Genomic DNA, 21857 nt, shown 5'->3' on the forward strand with positions numbered 1-21857 from the left:
GCCGTATGTACCGCCATTTTACAACAGACTAAACTCCCATCGGAATCGCAAACATCTCCGGCGCCGCGGAATACGATACGATCAGCTCGTCGCCCGGCATCAGGCCGTACAAGTTGTTGACCGGAAGTCCGGATGTGCCGCCGCCCACGACCGTCTGGTCTCCCCCGCGCCTAAACTGCACCTGCGTCACGGTTCCGCCGCGCACGGCCACTTGCTGGAGATGGCCGGCGTTGTTCGTGTACGCAAACGGCGAGGCTCCGACCGGTATTTCGACTCTAGGCTTAGGGACGGTCATAAACCGGTTCGTATCGTGATCGTAAATATCGCGGATCGTCGAATCGTCTCCGCTGTCGTACACCCCGCCCGCCGACGTGTTCCAATAGTTGACGGTCAGCTTCTCGATCAGCGTGCGGCGGGCGCCCGCGTCGGTTTGAATGCGCTCATGGAGCCCTCCGCTCACCTCGGCATTCAGCGAGCCGACGGCAAAATGCAGCTTTTTCGCCGAATAACAATTGATCAGCTTCGTGAACTGGCCTTGATCCATCACGTCGTCGGTTCCGTTTCCCTCGAAGCCGAGTCCGGAAAACGAATTAAATCTGCATCCCGGCGCTATGACGACACCGTGGATGCCTATCGCTTCCGAGGTGCCGCCGACGAAAGTATTCTGGTCTCCGTCCGCAATCCGGATGCCGATCCCGGTCAGCCCTTCGATAATCGGGTTGATGAACGTATTGCAGGTCGAGCGCAGGTTGCGCGACGGCGATTTGCCGATATGAATGCCCGTATACGGCTTGCTTGTCATCGGCTGTTCGTTAACCGAGCAGGTAACGCTCTCGAACACGCCGGCCACCGTCCAGAGCAGCTTTAGCGCCGTGCCCGTCGACGAGCTCGCTTCGCGCAGGTTCACGTTCCGAACGACCAGATGCGAGGCGTTCTCCGTATACAATAAATCGGTGATCGCCGGGTTGCCTTCGATCGTCAAATTCTCTACCGTAATCCCGTATATGACCTGCGGACCGAACGGACTGCCGTCCACGACAAAGGCTCTTCCCGAGCCGGTATACTTCAAAACCGTATCATGCTTGCCCGCTCCTCTCACCGACAAGTAGGAGTACCCCCAGTTCGGGCTGGCCGATGTTGCGCACACGCCCTTAGGCAGTACAATCGATCTTCGGCCGCTGGATACCGCGTACGCAATGGCCTTGGCCAGCGGTACTCCATTATCGGTCGAACCGTCCATGATCGCCCCGAACCAGGCCGGGTTGACCGCGCCTCCCGCCACCCTCAGCCAGCAGCCCGACCCGGACGGGCTCGTTTCGCCCGTTCCCGCAAGAAAAGCGGGCAAATTTGCCACGGTCCCGTTCCACGGAACAGTGGGGCTGATGACGACTCCGCCGTTATGGCCCGACTTGGGCTCGGACGCCTTCCACACGAACTCCCCTCCGCCGTTCGAGTCCATCGGCATAGACAGGGCGGAAACGCCGCCGGGATGCGACGCGAAGACGGATAATACCCGGACGATCTGTCCGTCAGGCATTGAAGCGGTATTCAGGGCCAGCAGATCCGTAACGGAAGGAACGGAGATCACGCAGTCGTCGCCGCCTTTCGCCTGTGCGGAATACTCGCCGGAAATTCCGGCGGCTGCGATCGATACGCCGGCCGCCCCCATCGCCGCCAGCAGCTTTCTGCGGCTTAACGGGCGCTTCGGGCTGTCCGAACTGCCCGGTCCTTCCATGCTTGAACGATCCATACCTTTTCCCTCCCGGATTGATTACTTATAGGGTCGGTGTATCCGGTCCGCGTGGTCCCGTATGCCGTCGCTATTTTGCCGTTATTTGCTCCGGACCTTCCGCTTGATTCACCGGATCCGCCATTCGGCGCTTACTCCGGCACGTCTTCCAGTACGGCCATCGCATGCAGCTCCAGCACCGGAATCGTAAATACGATGCCGTCCCCCTCTTCGGCGAAAGGAAGCGGCTCCAGCTGCGGAGCCAAATAAAGTCGTTCAGGCTTGGCCCGGATGCGTACCGTAATGTTGTGAAGCGGCCATATTTCCTCGATGAACGTTTTCGAGCCCGCCGCCTTCTCCTCTCGAACCTGTACGAGATGAACGATCCAACGCGAAGCCTGTCGCATCAGATTGACCTCCACGCCGATCGGCGCATCGACCTCGATCAGCGGATTCGGACGAAGCAGCTTGTAGCCGTCCATATAAATCCGGCGCAGCCACGGAGAGCCGGTTTTCCAGTACGAAGCCTCGATCGGCGCGGCTATATACAGGCATGCGCCTTTGCCGTAACGATGCAGCGTGATCGCCGGATCGTCGGTACGGATCGCCGGATGGGCATGCTGATGGTAGACGTGCCGATGCGTTTTCGTTTCCATGGCCGGCTCCATAAAGACGGACAGCACCCTTGCGCCCGCGGACGGCTGCACCCGCAGCACCGGAGAGTTCGTCCCTTTCACAAGCACCGGCATATCCGGGACGCTGCCAAACGCTTCCTTGGCGAAATCGGCCATATAATTCACGCTGTATCTCGAGTTGTCCTCGAAATCTGCGCCAAACACGTCCGCCAGCCCGAAATTCGCTTTACGCATCCCCTCTTCGGAGTATAAGGACGTCCGGTACGTGGCGATCAATAAGCCGCCGCCGCGAACGAACTCGCGAACCGCCGTTTCGACCTCCGGCGACACGTACGCCTGATCCGGCAGCGCGAGAACGGCATATCCGCCAAGCTGCTTCACCAGATCGCGTTCCGACATGACATCGAAATGGACGTTCCCTTCGATCAGCATCCGGTTCATTCCGTTCAGCGCATCGTCCGCGTGATTCGGCAGCGAAGTGCTTTCGAGCATGCGCCGGTTATGAACGCCGTGCAGCACCGCCACGTCGGGGACGCTGGACGCTCCAAGCAGCCATTCCTCCCGCTCGCGGATAAAATCGTTCGCTTGCTTTATCGCGTCTACGACCGGCGGGGGAAGCGCTCCTTTGAGCGCGCCCGACGGGATCGGCACGTGGCCGAAGCTGATCGAGCCGCCCCCCGATATCGTTATGGCCGCAGCCGCCTTAAGCGTCGCCGCCGGAGCGAGCGTCCATTCCCCCCAGCTGCCCATCTCGCTCGGCATCATCAGTTCGAACGGCTTGCCCTTCGTCCGCTTCCACTTGGCGAGCAAGCTGCCGTACAAATAAATCGGCGGATGGAATTCGGAGGTTAAGTAATCCGCCAGCTCATCCGGCTCCATATGCGCAAACGCCAAGTCTCCGGCATGATTCCAGCCGATCTCCAGCTCCGGATTGAGCCTCTTCAGCCTCCCGGTAATAAACCGCAAAAAGTCGGCGCGAATATCCCGCTGAAACTGCTGCCATCTGCGCAGGTCGGCCGAGCCCGGCGGCGGCGAGACGGGCGGCGTTTGCCCGTACTTCTCCACATACCATTTGCGGCAGTAGTCGCAGTGGCAGGAGGACGGCCAGACGTACGTAATATCGAAGAAAAAGCCGTCCACCGCGTAGCGCCCGGCAATCTCCGACAGCTGCGCCGCCACGTAATCCCGGTACGGAGAATTCAGGCAGAGCAGATCGTAGAAGCCGAATGCGTTCGTGACCGGCGCGCCGTCCTTGTCCCGCTGCCGGTAATCGGGATTTGAGCCCGCGACGTAGCTGTTCAGCCCGACGTTGTAATAGGCGATCAGACGGATGCCGTGCCGGTGCGCCTCCTTGACCGCTTCCTCCAGCAAATCTTTGCCCGCCAGCTTTGCGTTTTGTTTGCCGATCCGGGTGTCGTAGTAAGACGTTCCGAACGCGTCCTTGGTCATAAACGTCAGCGTCTGCATGCCGGCCTCGGCCATCTCGCGCATATAGCGCGGGACGTCGAAGGCGATCTCCGGCACGGCTTCCCCGATATGGAAATCGAGCAGCCCTCTTCGAAGTGTCGTGCGATATAAGCTCATGTTCGTCAGCTCCCATTTTTTCGGATCCGCCCCGATCGGAACGTTCCTGCATCAATGCCCGGCTTTCGCCGCTTGCCGCCGTTTCGAAGGTCCGTCGAAGGCGTCCCGGCTTCCGAACCTTCGGCAAGCGGCGGCCCGCCTAGTTTCGCTTCGCCTCCGCGACCGCCTTGTCCGCCTCTTCCGCCGCTTCGCGCAGCGCTGTGTTGAGATCGACCGTCCCTTTGACGATATCGGGAATCCGCTTCGTGAGCAGTCCTTCCACCGACAGCTGGTATTTCGATTTGGGTGCGATCGGGGCCGGCTTGTTGTAGAAAATCGCCTTCCAGTTTTTATCCTTGAAGGCGGATTCCGACGCGTACGCTTTCTTCACGTTCTCGTCCTCGATCACCGGCATAATGCCCTGCTTGGAGAAGTTCATCTGCTGCTGCGCGGACACCAAATATTTGATCACCTCCATCGCCGCATCTTTATTCGGGGAGATCGACGTGACGCCGAACACGAACGGCGCCATTTGCGAGCCGATCCCCGGCTTATCCCGGAAAGTCGGAAGCGAGACGAGATCCCATTCGATTTTCTCCATGTCCTTCGGCACCGCAAACGGGAATTGCGAATGGAAAGCGAACATCGCCAGCTCCTGGCTGTTCGTCAGCTCCAGCCGGTACGGGACGGCCTTCAAAGCCGTCACGCGGTCTTTGTAGCCTTGATCGGCTCCAGGGTCCAGGAAATAAGCCGCGATCATCTTTTTCCATGCCTCGGCCTGGAAGGTCGCCTTCTCCGCGGCATCCAAATAAGGCTGCGAGAGCTGGTTGTTGCCGAGCAGGTGCGGAGCCGAAGCGGCAAAACCGACATACTGCTTATCCTCCTTGCGGGTCAGCTTCTTGGCCAGCTCCAGCGTTTCGTCCCAGAACATCCCGTCCTTCGGATAAGGCACTCCGAACTTGTCGAAAAGCCCCTTGTTGTAGTACAGCACCTGCACCGTATTGGTGACCGGCAGAGCATGCAGCTTTCCTCCGCCGGAGCTGCGGATGCCGTCGATCAGCGTTTGCTGGAACGACCCGAGGTCGACTCCGTGTTTTTTGACCAGCTCGGTCATATCGTATTGGAGGCCGGACGTTTCCGACAGCTGCGGATAATAGGCGATCGACTGATACAAAATATCGATTTGCTGCTTCTGCGCCAGCAGTTCGTTCAGCGACTTCCCTTGTCCGTGCGGTATATATTTGATCGTATAGTCCGGAAATTTTTTGCGGAGCGCGTTGCCGTACTGCCCGTTAAACATGTCTTCGTTATCGCCGGAATTGGAGTGGATGACGAGCTCGATCGGCTGTGCCGGCTTGGATTGTCCCGCCGCTTCGTTGCCGTTCCCTTCCGTAGAGCCGCCGCCCGTTCCGCTACCGCCGCATCCGGTCATGACGACAATCGCCGCCGTCATACCGATCAAAGCCAACTTTTTCTGTGCCATGCGTAAATCCCCCCGGGTTATTTGGTTGAAGGCGATCTGCGCTCCCGGTACCATTCGTTCACCTCGTCCGTCATCTCCCGGCCGCCGAGCGTCTCCCATTGCTCGACGAACCGCCCGAAATCCTCGACCGGCCGCAGCCCCAGTACGATTTTCGTAAACGTCTCCGCCTGAAGCGTGCCGAGCGCTTCGCTTTTTCGCTGAGTGACCGGCAGAGGGAGCGATACGAACCGCTCGCGCTTATACAAATCCTGATTGCGATAATACGCCGCCACCGACAGCGACCCGCCCTTGCCGAACATGTAGTCCCACATCCAACCGTCGGAATTGCCGTCTCTTCGGTACGATTCGATTCTTTGCAGAACCCCCTTATCCTCGGGACTGAGCTTGGAGCGGTCGTTCGTCTCCATCGCTTCGATGATCCGGAGGCTTTCGTCCACGTTTTTGTACTGCTTGGTGAGGGCGACCAAAGCCATTTTCCATACCGGGTTGTTGTCTCTGGATTGGTTGAATTCGTAGTACGCCTGCTCGGAATCGTTCTCGTAATAAGTCTCGATCCAGAAATCGATCAGCCTCAGTATGGCCTCCGGGTGCTTCACGTCCTTGCTGACCACCCAGTAACCGTTTACATCCAAAGGTACCTGCGGACGCGCCTTCCTATCGTCGATCGAAGGAAGCGGGTAGGCTTTCCATTCCATGGAAGGGTCCCGTTTCTTCGCCTGATGAAGCGGGTAGGAGCCGGCGAACGGAGAAGCGTAAAACATCCCGATCCGCCCGTCCACGACGGACTCGTATACGTTGAGCTCATCCTTGACGCCAAAGTCCGGGTCGATTTGTCCGGCGGCGTACAGCTCCCGCAAGCCGGCAAGCGCCCGCTTCATCTCCGGCTGTATCGACCCGTAAGCCAGCCCGTCCCCCGACTCGATCCACAAGTTTCGGTACGCATGGAAGCCGTTAAAAAAACCGTCCGCCAGGTTGAAATGCCGATCCAAAGCCAGTCCGTACGTATCGTGAATGCCGTTGCCATCCGGATCGCGCTTCGTAAACGCTGCGCTGATGTCCAGCACGTCCCCGATCGTCCTCGGCTCCGGCAAATTCAGCTTCCTCAGCCAATCCGTCCTCACATGAAGCACTTGGGCCGCCTCCGAAAGCGTGCTCGTCCACGGGACGGCCATCAGCCTCCCGCCGATCGTCCCCAGCCGGAGCGAGTCCCGGCCCCGATCTTCCAGCAGCTTTCTCGTCCTTTCGGACACGCCCGCGGCGTACACATCGGTCAAATCCGCAATAAGCCCGCTCTCAGCCAGCTGCTGCAGCTGGGCGGCGTTAACCCGGAACAGATCGGGAATATCTCCGGATGCGATCATCAGATCCAGCTTCCGGTTATACTGGCTGCTGTCGTCGGTCCACAGCGTCTCGATTCGAATGCCAAGCCGCTGTTCATAAGCGCGCGTCCACGGATTGTTATTGTACGAATTGCCCGGCGAAAACCTCACTCCCGGCTCGTTGACCCGAATCGTTCGCAGAACGATCGGCGGGTCGTATTTGAGCGGGCCGCTCCGTACGCTGCCATGCTCGTTCCAAACGGCTTCCGTCGCTTGCAGAGCGGCGGAAGCCGCGACGTCGGCGCCGCCAACCACCGCGGATGGCGGAACGTCCCGCACCGTTTCGCAGGAGCTTAACGGGAGGACAAGCAGAAGCAGCGATAACAGCAGCGTTTGCGGCTTTGGCGCGGCGCGCCATTTTCGCCGCTTGCAACCCGCGTCGGCGGCTTTTACCGTTAACCGGCTCCCGTGCGATCTCGTGGCGGTGCTGTTGCCGTCATGGCCGTGCAAGTTGATCCGCATAATCCTCTTTCTCCTTTTCTTTGCCCGATCCCCTCCCCAACTTGTTTGCCGGCACCCGTAGATTAACCGAAGCCGGCCGGAACCGGAAGCCGCAAGTTTCCACGTTTCGCACCCGGTTTGGGAAACGACGAACAAAAGTGAATCGGGGAATAAATAATGAATTTGGGAAGATCGTGCCGCATTCGCTATTTAAATTATATATAATGTTTAATATAATATAAATAACATTTTGGATCGGACGTTTCCCGTTACATTTACCGTTTCTACATACGCAGCTTCGGATAGGGGGATCGGTCATGGCATCCGGCTGGAAAGCAAACCGCCATTCTTTTTTTACCAAACTGCTGCTCGCCTTCCTGATCGTGGGGTCGGTTCCGTTTCTGTTCCATATATCCGCCTCCAACTTCTTTATCGGCAGTATCCGTTCGGAAATCGTCAAAAACACGGACCTGCGGATGAACTATACCGTAGCCAAATACGAGGACCATTTCCGGAAGCTGGAGGAGGCCGTCGCCCCTTTTCTGAACAGTCCCAATGCCGGGGCCCTTACGGGCGAGACCGACAAGTACGGGTATTTTAGCGCGGTAAACGCATTGCGCGAACAATTCGCCGAACTTTCTTCCGCCTCCAACAATCTGTACGTGCATAATGTGTTCATTGCTTTTAAGGAGAAAGAGTTGCTGATCGACAAGACCGGTCTTCTTACAGCCAAGGACTTCCATACTCGGCAGTACATCCATCCCGCTTACGGCGAAGCTTTCTGGTCGGAGCCGTTCCGCGAGCCGTACCGGAGCCGCATTTTCCCCGCCGTCCGTTTCGACAAGGAGCAGTTGGACGGCTCGCGCGAAAAGACCGGCCTGTATTTCCCCGTCATTTATAAGCATAAGATCAATCAAGCCTTCTATATCGGCGTATTGCTGGATGCCGAGGCGCTGTTTCGAAGCTATTCGCTGTCGGGCGGCGACGTGTTTCAAATCGCGGATCCTGACGGCCGGCCGCTTTACAGCTCGGATCCGTCAACGGCTGCAAACGACGCCCACGCAGCCTCTCTTCCGCCGGCGGGAACGGACCGCGGTTATTTTACCGACAGCGGAAACTATTTCTTCCAAAATCGCGGGGAAATGACCGGCCTGTCGTACGTCAACATGGTTCCGAACGAACGGATCGCCGCTCAGCTGTCCAGGCTGAATGCCATCTTGCTCGCGTTGTTCGTTTCGTCGGTCGTGGTCAGCCTCCTTCTCTCCGTCATTTTCAGCTATAAATTCAAGCAGCCGATCCAAAAGCTCGTCCATTCGCTGCAGCGGAGCAGTCCGAACATCCAGCTCCGCAGCAAAATTTCCGAATTCAAGCTGATCGGCGACCGTCTTCAGGATCTGATCGCTTCCGGGGACCGGATTCGCGACGATTTGCGCAAGAAGACGAAAATGCTTGAGAAATACGGCTATTTGGACCTCGTCAAACGAACGAACGTCAACCATAAAGACGCCCGCTCGCTGGTCGATACGTCCAGGCCGTTTTATTTCATCCTGTTCCAGATCGAACGGACCAGGCGATTCCGCGAGCTCGGCATCGGCGAACAGCAGTTGACGGATTATATTGCGGAATATATTCATTTGGTCATGCATCAGCGGTTTCCCGGAGCGATTACCGTCCAGAGCGAAAAAGATCTGCTGTTTGCGATCGTGTTCGCGGAAAGCGCGGGCGGCGGCGGCGAATGGGCGGCGGACGTTGGCGGGGACGATGCGGACCGAAAAAGCGAAACGGCGGACGGCAAAGACGGGGTCGGCTTATGCGGCGATTTGACGGACCTGCTCTCCGGAATGAAGCAAGTGTTCGACCGGGACGGCGGCTTTTATTATTTGACGGTCGCCTTTCGTCCGTCCCTGCGAAGCTCCAGCGAGTTCACCGCCGCTTACGAGGACGGAATGGAGCTGCTGCGCCGGCGCCGGCTGTCCCCGTATACCCAGATTGTTACGGAGAAACGTCCGCTCCGGGACGACCTTCATTTCAGCCCCGCCGAGGAACGCGAGTTTGCCGCTTCGCTTCAGTCGGGCCATGCGCCCGCGGCCGTGGACCTCGTCAGAAGAATGATGCACCGGATGGGCAAAGCGGACGCCACCGCGTGGCAATACCGGCAGTTCGCGCAGGAGATCGTCTCCAAGCTTCTGATGGCGCTTACGGTGCGGAGGATCGATCCGGGGGAATGGAACGGGGAAATCCCTTTATACGAGCAAGCCAAAGATTTGGAAACGGCCGAAGAATGCGCCGATTTTCTGGAGTCGTGGACCCGCCGGGCGGCGCAGCTCGTTGCGGGCAAATTATCCGAAACCGACCCGATCCTCGATTTCATACGCCGTTACGTCGAGTCCCATTACGGGGAAGATATTCAGCAGGAAACCGTTGCCGGCAAGCTGAACATCTCCGTCGGCTATATGTGCAACTACATGAAAAGCCGCAGCGGAGTCACGTTCACCGACCTGCTGAACGACGTCCGCGTCGGTAAAGCCAAACAGATGCTCGAATCGACCGACTGCAAAATCCACGAGGTCGCCTCGCAGGTCGGCTACCGGAACGCCAACTCGTTCAGCCGCATGTTCCGCAAGCTGACCGGACTTACGCCGCTCGAATACCGGAGGGAACGGCGGATGGCGGAGGAGGGGTAGCCCGGGGACGGATCGGAATGCCGTTGAAGTTCGGCCGGATATCGATCAAAACAAGCTGTCCGAATGGTCGCGGGACCGATCGGACAGCTTTTCGACGTTTTCGCACGCCATCAGGCGCCGAACGAATCGTCTTTTTGAAACAGCATGAGCGGCATTTTGAACACGTACGCCACGACGATAAAAATGCCGATGATCATGCCGACCAGCACGAGCACGCTGCTGAGCGACAGCGCGCCGATGCCGGTAATGACGTTGGCGATGTTGCAGCCCGGCGCGATGCGCGAGGCGACGCCCATGAGCAGGCCGCCGAAAATGGCGGCGGGCAGGCGCGATTTGCGCGGCAGCCGCAGCTTGAAGCTGCCGCTGAGCAGCGCGGCAGCCAGCGAGCCGATGACGAGGAAGATGACGAGCGTCTCCTCCGGGCCGAGGCCGACTTTCGGAAAATCGGCGAACAGCGCGTTCAAGTACGTATTGTTGTAAACGAAATCGTCCCCGAGCAGCTGCGCGACCGCGACGGCGCCGATGCGCGTCTCCGGGCCGGTAATGCCGACGTTGGACATGAGCGCGAACTGCACCGTGGCGACGACGCCGATCAGAAACGCGACGAGCCGAATGTCCCAATGCGACTGCTTGAACGGATTGCGCTCCCAGTCGGTCAGCGCCTCCTTGATCCCTTGGGCGAAGCCGCGGACGCCGAAGCGCGCCACCGCGATGCCGATCATGACGACGACGATCGCGACCGGGATGACGTAAACCGGCAGAGGCAAGCTGTACAGCGTATAGCCGGATTCGGCGAACGTCAGCGGGTCCAGCACGCTCTTGCCCCACGGATCGTAAACGAGCGCGAACAGCAGATTGCCCGCGATCGCGCAGACGAGGACGAGCCAAAACTGCACGTAGCCCATGCCGCACCGGTACAGCGTCCCGGAGCCGCAGCCGCCGGCGATCGTCATGCCGATGCCGAACAGGATGCCGCCGAGCAAATTGCCGCCGCTGACCGGTACGGTCCACAGGTCCGCGATTCCCCGCGCGCCGGTCGCGAGCACGAGCGTCCAGCCGAGCAGCGCGGTGCCGATCAGCACGAGCACGCCGTTCAAAATGCGCGTATCTTTCACGCTGATCCAGTCGCGAATCGAAGCGACGAAACAAAAATCGGCTTTTTGCAGCAAAAAGCCGTACGCAAAGCCGAAGAAGGCGGCCAGCAAAAAGACGTCCCATGTGTATGCCACCTGCGTCAACCACCCTTTATCCAAGTTCGATCGATATTATGCCTTTTTGACGAAAATGTGGTATTCGCCGCCCTTTTTGGCGACGCCGAGAAACTCGCCGATTTTGTTCATTTTCACCGCGGCTGGAATCGTTTTGGTCGCGATGCTGTGGTCCGTAATCTCGACCACGATTTCGCCGGATTTCGCCTTTTTCAGCCCGTCCAGCGCCAAATTGAGCGTATGCGGGCACACTTCCCCGATCGCGTCGACGATATGGTCCGGTTTGATCGCAAGCAGTTCTTTTTCGCTGAGGCTCATTGTTCGTTATCCCCTTTCGTCGTCGGTAATCCGTAGTTTTCGATCGGCTCCGCCGGCCCTCTTGCGACGGGGTTGCCTTCCTCCGCCCAGCTCAGCATGCCGCCGAGAAAATTGTGCACGTTCGAAAATCCGTTGTTTTGAAAATAGTTGGCGACCTCGAAGCTTCGACGCCCGCTGCGGCAGACGAACACGTATTCGCGCCGCGGGTCGAGCTTTTCCGTCCAATCGATAATGTCGCCCATCGGAATGAGCGGGAGGCCTTCGATATGCGCCTCCTCGTATTCCTCCGGCTCGCGCACGTCGATGACGATCGTCGTGCGTTCCGTCTGTTCCAGCACTTCCTTCAGCTCCCGCCAATCCAGGTGGGAGACGCCTTCGATTCGCTGTGCCATGTCCGAGTCCATCTCCCTTCCTTATTTGACGAGCGGGGCGTCGTCCGAATTCGCCCATTCCGCCATCGAGCCTTCGTACGGACGAACGTCCTTGAACCCGAGCAGCCGCAGCGTAAAATACGTATGGGCGCCGCGAATGTTCGTCTGGCAGTAGGGGATGACCGTTTTCTCTTTATCGGTTATGCCGGCTTTCGTGTAGAGCGCCGTCAAATCTTTGTAGCTTTTGAATTTCGGTACGCCGTCGGACGGGTTTTGATCGATCGCCTCGCTCCATTCGGCGTTGATCGCGCCGCTTACGTGTCCGCCGTTTTTGTTGCCGCGCAAATCTTCGCCGGTATATTCTTTGGCGGAGCGGGTATCGACGACGGTGCATTGCGCCAAATTGGCGGACAGCAGCTGCGCTTTCGTCGTAATAAGCTTGTCGTTCGGCTGTGCGGTAAAGTTGCCCTTGGCCACCGTCGGCGTATCGGTCGACACTTCCTTGCCCGCGTTCGTCCACGCCAAGAAGCCGCCGTTCAGCACCTTCACTTTATCCTTCAGCCCGTAATATTCCAAGCCGTAAAAAATGCGCGTCGCCGAGTTGCCCGCCCCGCCCTCGTCGTAGACAAGCACGGTCGAGTCGCTGTTGATCCCGGCTTTCTGGAACAATTCGGTGAACGCTTCCTTCGAGATGATCGTATTGTTTTTCGAATCTTTCAACAGTCCGGCGTTCACCGATACGGCTCCGGGAATGTGGCCCTGCTCGTACCCTTTCGAACGCGCGTCGATAATTTTGACGTTCGCGTCCTTCGCATGCTCCTCGACCCATTTCACATCGGCAAGCAGCTGCGCGTTCGGATACGTATCCGTCGTCTTTATCTCTTGCGCCGGTTTATTTCCCGCATCGCCCCCCGCGGCGTTCGTCGGTCCGGCCGCCGGCTTGCTGCTGCAGGCCGCGGTAATGCCCGCCAATACGATTAACGATAAAATGGCCAGTTTCGATTTCATTGCTGCCGCTCCCCTCGGTCCCATATGCGTATTGCTATTTTGATGATTTCCCCTGTATAATACATCTATCCCGAGTGATTTACAAGGTTTAAATTTGCATTTTGAATACTTTCTAACTAGTGGGGTAGTGAAACGGATGAGAAACGGGAAAAAGATGCTCGCGCTCGGCATAGCGGCCGCCATGCTGCTGGGCGGATGCGCCATGGAGACGAAAGAGCAGGCCCGGGCGCGTCTCGGGGCCGGCGGCGGCAATACCGGCGAAGCGGCGGCGCCGGCGCAAACCGAGGCGGGCAAATTGACGGCCGTGCAGTTTTACGTGCCGAGCGAGAAAGACAACGCCCTGTCGGTCATCGACGTGCCGACCGGCAAAGTCGTGGGCGAGGTCAAGCTGTCCGAGGCGCCGACGACCGTCGTCTTCTCCAGCACGATGCGGGAAGCGTACGCGGCCAATATGAACAGCAGCACCGTATCGATCATCAACACGCAAACGCTCAAGGTCGAGAAAGAGGTCCCCGTCGGCCCGATGCCGCACGGCATGGTGCTGTCGCCGGACAACAAGACGCTGTACGTCGCCGCCGTAGCCGACCAGTTCGTCTATTTGGTCGACACGAAGGAACGGAAGGAAGCCGGCACGATCGATCTGGGCACCGGAGCGAAAACGAACTATATGAGCTTGTTCGGAGACAGGCTGTACGTCAGCGACCACGAAAACAACAAAGTGTACGTCGTCAATGTCAAGACGAAGCAAACGGTGCTGACCATCCCGACCGGCAAAACGCCGCGGGCCGTCAAAACGAGCGACGACGGCAAGAAGCTGTTCGTTCCGGTCGCCGGCGACGGCGCGCTGGAAGTGTACAATACGGAAACCGGCAAGCAGGAGGCGAAAATCGCCGTCGCGCCAGGAGCTACGGACGTTGTCGTCGCCGAGGACGGGCAAAGCGCGATCGTCACGTCGATGGAAGGCAGCGCCGTCACGTTCGTCGACCTGGCCGGCGGCAAGCAAATCCAGTCGATCGCCGACCTGGCCGGAGCGAGGCATATCGCCTACAACCGCCAGCAGACGAAGGCGTACGTCACGCTCAGCGGATCGGGCGAGGTCGCCGTCATCGACACGCAGACGCGCCAGGCGGTGCAGCGCATCAAAGTCGGCGCCCAGCCTCACGGCATCACGATCAAGGCGCTTCCCGGCATCGGCGGCAGCTGCTGATCGCGGAAAAAATATCCGGTTGCGCACGAATCGCCATCCCCTCTCCCCGAGAGGGGATTTTTTTTGCGCCGGATCCCGTCCGTTTTCCCGCCCGGCCGCGAACGCGAATAATTTATGGAAAAAAAGGCAACGTAACAAAATGACTGACGGTCGTCCATGTTCCAATAATTCGATTAGCAGATGGGGATGCGGCGTGAACGATTCCAAAGGCAAAATCGGCTTTCTGCAACTGCTCATGATCATGATGCTTTTCAACGGGCTGCTCAGTCACGTCATCGTAAACCCGATGCTGCTCGATTCGGCCGGCAGGGACGCCTGGATATCGGTTCTGATGACCGCTGCGCTGTACGTTCCGTGGTGCGCCGTCCTCGTCTACATCATGAACAAATCGGGCCGGCAAAAGCTGCAGCCGTGGCTCGCGCGGCAGACGTCTCCGCTCGTGTCCTGGCTGCTGCTCGCCCCGGTCGTCCTGCAGCTGTACTTCATCGGCGGCATGACGATCGTGCATACGGCGATATGGACGATCTCCAACTACTTGCCGGCTACGCCGCAACTCGTCCTCATTGTCGCGCTTGTGTTCGTATGCCATTACTCGGCGAGCCACGGAATCCGTACGATCGCCATCGGAGCCGGCCTGCTCCTTCCGGCGGTCGTCTGCCTCGGCTACTTCGTATCGATCGCCAATACGCCGGAAAAAGATTGGCCGCTGCTCAAGCCGTTCTTGGAAAACGGCTTAAAGCCGGCTTTTAACGGCATGATATTCGCCGGCGGGGCGTTTGTGGAAATCGCGCTGCTGCTGCTGTTCCAGCACCGGCTAAAAACGAAGGTGAAAGCTTGGCAGCTCATGTCGCTCGCTCTCATTCTCGTCTACATTACGCTCGGTCCGATCGTCGGCGCGATAACGGAATTCGGCCCGAAGGAAGCGGCCAAGCAGATGGTGTCGCCTTACGAGCAGTGGCGGCTCGTCAAGCTGGGCAACTACGTCGAGCACGTCGACTTTTTGTCGGTCTTCCAGTGGCTCGCCGGAGCGACCGTGCGCATCAGCCTGTCGCAATATTTGCTGGCCGACATGATGCCGTTCCGGAAGCCGAAGTCGCGCAAACGTTTCATTTTATACATATCGCTCAGCTATGTGGCGATGGCGATCGTAGTGAGCCGGATCACGACGTTTTATTTGGGGCTGTTCGAGATCTATATCCAGATTACGTTGGTCGTTACGCTGGCGCTGACGACCGTATGGGCGATCGTCGCCCGCTTCGCCAAGCCCGCCAAGGAGGAACCGATATGAGCGTCCGGCAATCCGAACATGCCGCGGTTTGGACGGAGGACAAGCTGCGCCGTCTGTTCGAAAGCTCCTCCGACGTACAAATCCAATCGTTTGCCTTCGACGAGCGGGACGACGGCTCCGTCGTGCTGCTCATTTACGCGGAAGGACTTTGCGACAGCTCGCAAATCGTCAAAACCGTCGTGCCGGAGCTGAGCCGCATGTATGCGCATAACGGGTTCGAGCATCTGCTTAAAGGCCGTTCGCTCGGGCCGCTGCCGCTCGTCGCGTTCCGGGAGGAGGCGACGGAGGAACATATCGCCGATGCCGTCTTCGAAGGCGATTTGACGATCATGCTGCCGAAAACGGGCATGCTGTTCAAGCTGAACATTTCCAATCGTCCGGAACGGTCTCCCGAGGAATCGAGCACGGAAATATCGATCAAAGGCCCGAGGGACGGCTTCGTCGAAGACGTGACGGTCAACGTCGGCCTCATTCGCAAACGGATCCGCAGCAATTCGCTCCATTGCGAAACGTTCGTGCTCGGCCGAAGAACGAGGACGAAAGTCGGGCTGCTTTACTTGGCCGACGTGCTGAGCCCCGACATTTTGCGGGAGGTTCGCGCCAGGCTGGACAAGATCGACATCGACGGCTTATACAGCATCAACCAACTGGAGGAAGCGCTGGCCGACGTCAAATATCCGCTGTTTCCGCTGCTGGACATTTCGGGTCGCCCGGATTACGCCGTCACGTGCCTGCTCGCCGGCCGCTTCGTCATCGTGATCGACGGCAACCCGCTCGTCCTGATCGGTCCCGCCACCTTCTCGCTTATTTTGAAGTCGCCGGAAGACGTGCATTTCAGCTTTCAGTACGTTTCGTTCGCGCGGCTCATTCGCTTGTTCAGCTTCTGGGTTTCGATTCTGCTGCCCGGCTTCTGGGTCGCATTGTCCGCGTTTCACCAGGACCAGATCCCGTTTCGGTTGATGGCGACCATTTCGGTGGCGCGGCTCGGCCTTCCGCTGTCGGCGCAGATGGAAATGTTTTTGCTGCTCGTGCTGATGGAAATTTTCCGCGAGGCGGGCGTGCGGCTGCCCAGCTCGATCGGTCAGACGCTGACCGTCATCGGCGGTCTCGTCATCGGCGACGCGGCCATACGTGCCGGTCTCGTCTCCCCTTCCGTCGTCGTCGTCGGCGCGATCACGGCGGTGATGGGCGTTACGCTCGTCAACCAGACGCTCAGCACGGTCGTCAGCATCATCCGGTTCGGCGTCTTTGTCGTCTCGTCGGTCATCGGCATGTACGGGCTTATTCTCAGCCTGATTTTGCTGCTGTTCTACATGTCGAAGCTGCGTTCGTTCGGCGTGCCGTACTGGTCGCCCATATCGCCTCCCGTTTTCAAAGATATACTGAGGAGCTATGTGCGCCTGCCGTGGGACAAAATGAAAAAACGGCCAACCGCGCTGCAGACGATCGATCCGGACCACGAAAGGGACGATGCCGGATGAGAAGGGCGGGCGCTCTTGCGATCGCGGGCATGCTGCTCGCCGGACTTCTGACGGGCTGCTGGAACTCCAAAGATATTCAGAACATGGCATACGTCACCGCGCTCGGCTTCGATTACGAGAACGGAACATTTATTACGTACGCGCAAGTGCTCAACTTTACGAATGTAGCCAAAGGGGAAGCGGCGGAAGTCGGCAAAAACGTGCCGACGTGGATCGGCCGCGGCGAAGGCGTCACCGTGACCGAATCGTTCAACTCCATCTACTCCACCTCCCAGCTGCGCGTATTTTGGGGACACGTGAAGTCGATCGTGGTGACCGAACGTTTTTTGCGGCAAGGCGAGCGGGTCAAGGAGGCATACGATATGGTCAACCGTTACCGCGAAATCCGGTACAATATTTTATTGTACGGCACGAAAGAACCGCTGCGCGACATCTTCGCGCAAAAATCGCTGCTCAACCTGTCCCCGCTCGATACGCTGATGGACACGCCGGCGCAAATTTATTCCCAGCGTTCGTACATTTTGCCCGTGTACGGCTACAAGGTGATCGGCCAGTTCAACGAGCCGGCCGAGTCGGCCATGCTCCCTTCGATTTCGATCGACCGGCAGTCGTGGAGCGAGGATAAAAACAAGCGGCCGATGTTCAAAATCGACGGAGCGTACTTTTTCCACGCGCAGAAAATGGTCGGCTGGCTGTCCGAGCGCGACCTCGAAGGGTACCGGTGGCTGCAAAGAAAGCTGGAGCGTTCCCCGATCAACATTCCGGACGACCGCAATCCCGCCGCGGCTATCGTGGTCATCAAACCGAAACCGGCCATTCACCACGAAGTGAAAAACGGAAAGCCGTATTTCAACATTACGCTGACGATGAAAGCTTTCGTGGACGAGCTCGTACGCGATACGTCCAAAACCGATATCGAGAAGCTGTTGAACGAGGGGATCGAAAAGCAGATTCGCGATACGTACGAGAAAGGGCTGGACATCAAAATCGACGTGTTGAAGCTGGGCCAATGCCTGTATCGCGAAAATCCGAAATTGTGGCACAGTTTGCACCGCGACGGCGAATTCATTTTGGATCGAGATTCGCTGCAAAACGTCGACGTCAAAGTGACGCTGATCCACAGCGGCAAGTACAAATTGCGGGTCGAATGACGAAAAGCCCGCGCCCTGCGTGCGGCGCACGCGAGGCGCGGGCTTTTTGCGTCACGGCATCGCCGTCGTATTGCCGATGCGGAACGTATGCATGCCCTGCCAGCCGATAAACGGATAGGAGGTCATTTTCGAGCTTCCGTCGGGCGCATATTGCCAGCCCGGGTCGGTTTCGTTCAAGACGATCAGCGTCCTGCCGCCTTCGCGGCGAATCTCCTTGATCGGATAGCCGTGCGTTTTGCCGTCCGGGTGCGTGACGACCGCGAACCGGCCGGCCGCATCCGCGGATACGTCGGCTTCGGTGACCAACGCATCGACCGGATCGCCGTCGAGCTTCCGCAGCACCTCCGTTACCGTCCCGACCGCCGCTCCGCCGGCGACGACGGACCGGTCCCCCTTGCGGAGCAGCGTGCCCTCCGCGAGCACCATTTGCGTCACCGTTCCGTTTTCGAGACGGATGAAGCCGTATTTGCCGACCAGCTCGATATCGCCTACCTTCAGCGTCCCGCCGCGGTTCGCGGCGCTCAGCACGATATCGGTCGTCGTCCCGTACCGGATTTGCAGCGCGACGTCGCCCTCGGCCCCCAGCTCCGGCGTCAGCTTTTCCACGGATTCGATTTTCGGACCCGACGCCGCCTCGTACGGTTCCAGCACGTTGACGAACGTGCTGTTCAGATCGGCTCCGCTTCGCCGCACGACCAGCTTCGGCAGCCAATAGTTGACGGCCTCCGTGTTGATATCCTTCGACGTGCCGAACAGCCGGGTCGCGCGCAGCGAAGGCGCTTTGCCGACGAACAGCTCGTTGGCTCCGGGATCCGCGAACCCGGTAATCGCCAGCCTCGCCTTGTCCGCGCCGTTCTCCTTCGTTTCGAGCGTCAGCCGGTAGCGGCCGTCCGGGATATCCGCCTTCTTGACGTCCTGCACGAACATGTAGGCGTAATAATGGCCGCCGGCCGAGCCGGTTTCGTTCTCGGACTTCGGCATTTCGACTTTCGTGCCTTCCGGGAGCAAGTACGGCCCGTACGGCGCAAGCGGCAGGTCGGTCGCGAACTCGCCGTCGCGGTTCGCGTCTCCCCCGAGCGTATACTCGTGGCGGCTGCCCCCGGATACGCGGAACAGATCGACGACGTAACCGTCGCCGCCGTTCGCCGCTCCCGCGAATCGGATTTGCCACGGCTCCCGGTTGTAGGCGTCCGTTTCCGGGTACGCGCTCGTCTGGCCGGCGCGGGCGATGCCCACGCCGTCGGCCGTCGCATGAAACGCTTCGATTTGGCCGCCGTGCCGTCCGTCTCCTCCGATCGTCATGTTTTTCCCGTTCACGACGACCGTGTTGTGGGCCAGCGTCGAGTTCGCCCAAGCCCGGTAAAACGTATGCGTATAGCCGATATCCGGCAGCAGCTCCTGTCCTTTCGCGAACAGCGTCAAATTGAGCGGGTCGTAATGATTGTGGCCGTATTTCGGCACGAAATTCATGTACAGCTGCTGCTGGCCGGCCCCCGATCCGAGCGTCAGACGCGATATGCCGGCTCCCGGCAGCACGTACGAGCCGAGATCGGTGCGCGGCTGGGACGTTTTTTCGTTCGCCCACGTATCCTGCACCGGCACATAGCCGCCGTTCGGATAGGCGACGATGTTTTTCATCGCCTGAGCGTTAGCCAGCGCCGGGTAAGTGCCCGCCATATCGAGATTCGCGATCGTTTGCCCGCTGCGCGGCGAGACGTACCCGGCCGAATCGCTCCAGCCTTTCGCCTCGGCCATGCTTTGCAGCAGGCCGTTCGTCGACTGGTTATGGTACGACAGCGTCACTTCTTTCCAAAAGCCGTCGGACAGGAAGTTGTTCGCGGCGAAATGCCGCATCAGCTCGACCGCCTCGTGCATGTACGCCGGCTGCCCGGACGCTTTGGCCATGCGGACCAGTCCGAGCCACGTCGTATATTCCATGTTATGGTCCAGCACCGGGAACGAGCGCACGAAGTCGAAGGACGGCTCGAACACGTTTTCGACGAGCCGCTTCTCGACGTCATAGCCGACTTCCCGGCTGAGCAGCTCGAACGCGTTCGTCTTGCGCACGTCGCGGTACGCGTTGATCAAGTAGCTCATGTTCGTCATTTCGCCGGTGTACCACCGGTACCAGACGCCGCCCCAATAATGGTACGGCGGACCGCCGACGAGCGGGTAGTTCGTCCAGTAATAGTCGTTCGTCGGCAAGTAGCCGGCGTACACTTCGCTCCAGCGGTCGAGCAGCCGGGCGGCGCCGAGCGGGTCGGTCGCCGCGAGCTTCGCCGTTTCGCGCAGCGCGTAATCTTTGCGGAAATACCAAATATGCGCGGAAATGAAATATTTGCGGCCTTCGCCGTCCTCGTAATACGGATATTCGACGGTTTGGCCGAGCCGGTTCGTGACGACCAGCTTTCGCGTCTCCGGGTACGTTTCGTTCGGATAGACGGTGCCGGTCGTCTTCGATACGATCCGGTCCGGCTGCTTGTCGCTCCAATCGAACAGCTGGTACGGGCGAAGCGTCGGATTTTCCGGCAGTCCGGTAAAAATGAAGCCGGTTTTGTCGGGAATGAGACCGAGCAGCCGCTCGACCTCGGCGGAGGCGGGCGCCTGCGCGACCTGCCGCTTCTCCGGAACGGGAACGGCCTGCTTCGCGGCCGCGTTGCCCGCGGCGATCAGCGCCTCGCGGTCGAACGCGAGCTCGAAGTACCGGTAGGCGCCGTTTCCTTGGCGAAACGCGACCTGGAGCCGGTACAAGCCCGGCTCGACCGGCTTCGGATGGCTGAACGCGATGGCAGCGGTTTTGCCGGCTTTGCCGAGGACGGCCGGCTCCAGCTTCGTCCGCATGCCGTCCGGCGACAGCCACGTCATGCGCAAATCGCCGCCGCCGTGAACGGCGTTGCCGTTCAGCGTAAGCTTTTTCGTCTGATAGCCGGTATACAGCAGCTTCGGATCGTCCGGACGCCACGGCTCGGAACGGCTACCCGCCGCGTCCGGCACGGCCGGCGGACTCCCGAAATAGATCGGGGCCATCCGCCCTTGATTCAACGCATGCGCGACGAGCGTCGCCGTTCCCGTGCCTTGGTCGGACATGTACGACTGGCGGATCGGCGCCCACGAGCTGAACGGCTTCGAATTGATGCCGTAATAGCGGACCGCGTTGAGCTTCCATTCGCTGCCGGCCGTAACGCCGCGGGCGCCGAGCGCCGCGAACGGAATTTTCGCCTCGGCCGTCCATGAGCCGCCGCCCCGGGCGACTTTCACTTCGGCTCCGGCGAGCTCCTTCATGCCCATCCCCCAATCGGTCCGGATCGGGATTCCGCCGGTACGGATCGGGATTTTCAGCCGGTAAACGTCATCCTGCACCGTCCCCGGCGCCAGCAGCAGCTCGACCGTTTCCGACTCCGGCTCGCCCCCGGCCGGATCGGCGAATCCTTCGAGCGCCACGTACAGATGGCTCGCGTCGTACAGCAAATACAGCTCCGTATCGGGGACGACCGGTTTATTGTCGAACATCGTGACGAAGCCGCTCGCCCGGTAGGCGGACTGCCATACCGTCTCGAGCGCCCCGTCCACCGCGGGCGCGGCGGCCGCTTGCGGCACGACGGCCCACCGATAGTCGTAGACTTCCACTGCTGCGTTCATCGGATCGCCGCCTCCTTCCGTTTGTTCCGGACTTGCCCATGCGTACCCCGCCAACAGGGACGACCATAAGACGAGCGTACACAGCACGTAACCGAACCTGCTTTTCATAAACGAATTCCCTCCTTCTCTTCCCGGATTTCGATTGAAAGGGCTTTCAATGCCAGTTTACCCCCGCCTCCTTCCCGGTACAAGGACTTAAAATGTTCTTTATTTGGTTCTCCAACAACTCCTCGCAAGTCCGGACGCAACCTCGTATACGTGCAGCCGCATCC

At 59.3% G+C, this 21857-nt stretch carries 14 protein-coding genes; 5 read left to right on the forward strand and 9 right to left on the reverse strand.

Translation table 11 applies throughout. From position 1 onward, the window contains the following. Nucleotides 1-28 precede the first annotated feature (28 nt). The 4 genes from PV407_RS22295 to PV407_RS22310 form a co-directional block, all read right to left on the reverse strand. Nucleotides 29-1750, reverse strand: coding sequence for a hypothetical protein (locus PV407_RS22295; RefSeq protein ID WP_332092202.1), 1722 nt, complete (start codon nucleotides 1748-1750; stop codon nucleotides 29-31). Between the two features lie 131 nt (nucleotides 1751-1881). Further along, the gene (locus tag PV407_RS22300; protein ID WP_332092203.1) at nucleotides 1882-3948 is read right to left on the reverse strand and encodes a beta-galactosidase trimerization domain-containing protein; all 2067 of its coding nucleotides are present in this window, start codon (nucleotides 3946-3948) and stop codon (nucleotides 1882-1884) included. A gap of 139 nt (nucleotides 3949-4087) precedes the next feature. Beyond that, nucleotides 4088-5410, reverse strand: coding sequence for an ABC transporter substrate-binding protein (locus tag PV407_RS22305; RefSeq protein ID WP_332092204.1), 1323 nt, complete (start codon nucleotides 5408-5410; stop codon nucleotides 4088-4090). Between the two features lie 17 nt (nucleotides 5411-5427). Further along, entirely contained in the window at nucleotides 5428-7251 is a 1824-nt protein-coding gene (locus PV407_RS22310; RefSeq protein ID WP_332092205.1) for an extracellular solute-binding protein, read from the reverse strand. Nucleotides 7252-7547: 296 nt separating this feature from the next. On the opposite strand from PV407_RS22310, the gene PV407_RS22315 reads away from it, so the two are divergent. Further along, a complete protein-coding gene (locus tag PV407_RS22315) occupies nucleotides 7548-9914 on the forward strand; it encodes a helix-turn-helix domain-containing protein (RefSeq protein ID WP_332092206.1) in 2367 nt (788 codons plus the stop codon). Between the two features lie 110 nt (nucleotides 9915-10024). On the opposite strand, the gene PV407_RS22320 is transcribed toward PV407_RS22315, so the two are convergent. The 4 genes from PV407_RS22320 to PV407_RS22335 are packed head-to-tail and all read right to left on the reverse strand — an operon-like array spanning nucleotide 10025 to nucleotide 12819. Continuing rightward, nucleotides 10025-11143, reverse strand: a complete 1119-nt coding sequence (locus tag PV407_RS22320) for a YeeE/YedE family protein (RefSeq protein ID WP_332092207.1) — start codon at nucleotides 11141-11143, stop codon at nucleotides 10025-10027. 36 nt (nucleotides 11144-11179) lie between these two features. Continuing rightward, nucleotides 11180-11440: a sulfurtransferase TusA family protein gene (locus tag PV407_RS22325; protein WP_332092208.1), complete on the reverse strand. Its 261-nt coding sequence runs from the start codon at nucleotides 11438-11440 to the stop codon at nucleotides 11180-11182. After that, nucleotides 11437-11832 (reverse strand): rhodanese-like domain-containing protein, encoded by a 396-nt coding sequence (locus tag PV407_RS22330; RefSeq protein WP_332092209.1) that lies wholly within the window; start codon nucleotides 11830-11832, stop codon nucleotides 11437-11439. The genes PV407_RS22325 and PV407_RS22330 overlap by 4 nt, the downstream gene beginning before the upstream one ends. A gap of 21 nt (nucleotides 11833-11853) precedes the next feature. Further along, nucleotides 11854-12819 (reverse strand): sulfurtransferase, encoded by a 966-nt coding sequence (locus PV407_RS22335; protein ID WP_332092210.1) that lies wholly within the window; start codon nucleotides 12817-12819, stop codon nucleotides 11854-11856. 136 nt (nucleotides 12820-12955) lie between these two features. Between PV407_RS22335 and PV407_RS22340 the strand changes: the two genes are divergently transcribed. The 4 genes from PV407_RS22340 to PV407_RS22355 all read left to right on the forward strand — a co-directional run bounded on the left by PV407_RS22340 (nucleotide 12956) and on the right by PV407_RS22355 (nucleotide 17946). After that, a complete protein-coding gene (locus PV407_RS22340; RefSeq protein ID WP_332092211.1) occupies nucleotides 12956-14026 on the forward strand; it encodes a YVTN family beta-propeller repeat protein in 1071 nt (356 codons plus the stop codon). 193 nt (nucleotides 14027-14219) lie between these two features. Beyond that, on the forward strand, nucleotides 14220-15314 hold the full coding sequence (locus PV407_RS22345) for an endospore germination permease (protein ID WP_332092212.1): 1095 nt from the start codon (nucleotides 14220-14222) through the stop codon (nucleotides 15312-15314). Beyond that, nucleotides 15311-16795, forward strand: coding sequence for a spore germination protein (locus PV407_RS22350; protein WP_332092213.1), 1485 nt, complete (start codon nucleotides 15311-15313; stop codon nucleotides 16793-16795). The genes PV407_RS22345 and PV407_RS22350 overlap by 4 nt, the downstream gene beginning before the upstream one ends. After that, entirely contained in the window at nucleotides 16792-17946 is a 1155-nt protein-coding gene (locus PV407_RS22355; protein ID WP_332092214.1) for a Ger(x)C family spore germination protein, read from the forward strand. The genes PV407_RS22350 and PV407_RS22355 overlap by 4 nt, the downstream gene beginning before the upstream one ends. Before the next feature lie 51 nt (nucleotides 17947-17997). On the opposite strand, the gene PV407_RS22360 is transcribed toward PV407_RS22355, so the two are convergent. Continuing rightward, the gene (locus tag PV407_RS22360; protein ID WP_332092215.1) at nucleotides 17998-21693 is read right to left on the reverse strand and encodes a heparinase II/III domain-containing protein; all 3696 of its coding nucleotides are present in this window, start codon (nucleotides 21691-21693) and stop codon (nucleotides 17998-18000) included. Nucleotides 21694-21857: the final 164 nt, after the last annotated feature.

The organism is Paenibacillus sp. GYB003, from assembly GCF_036577625.1.
Classification (GTDB): Bacteria; Bacillota; Bacilli; order Paenibacillales; family NBRC-103111; genus Paenibacillus_AB.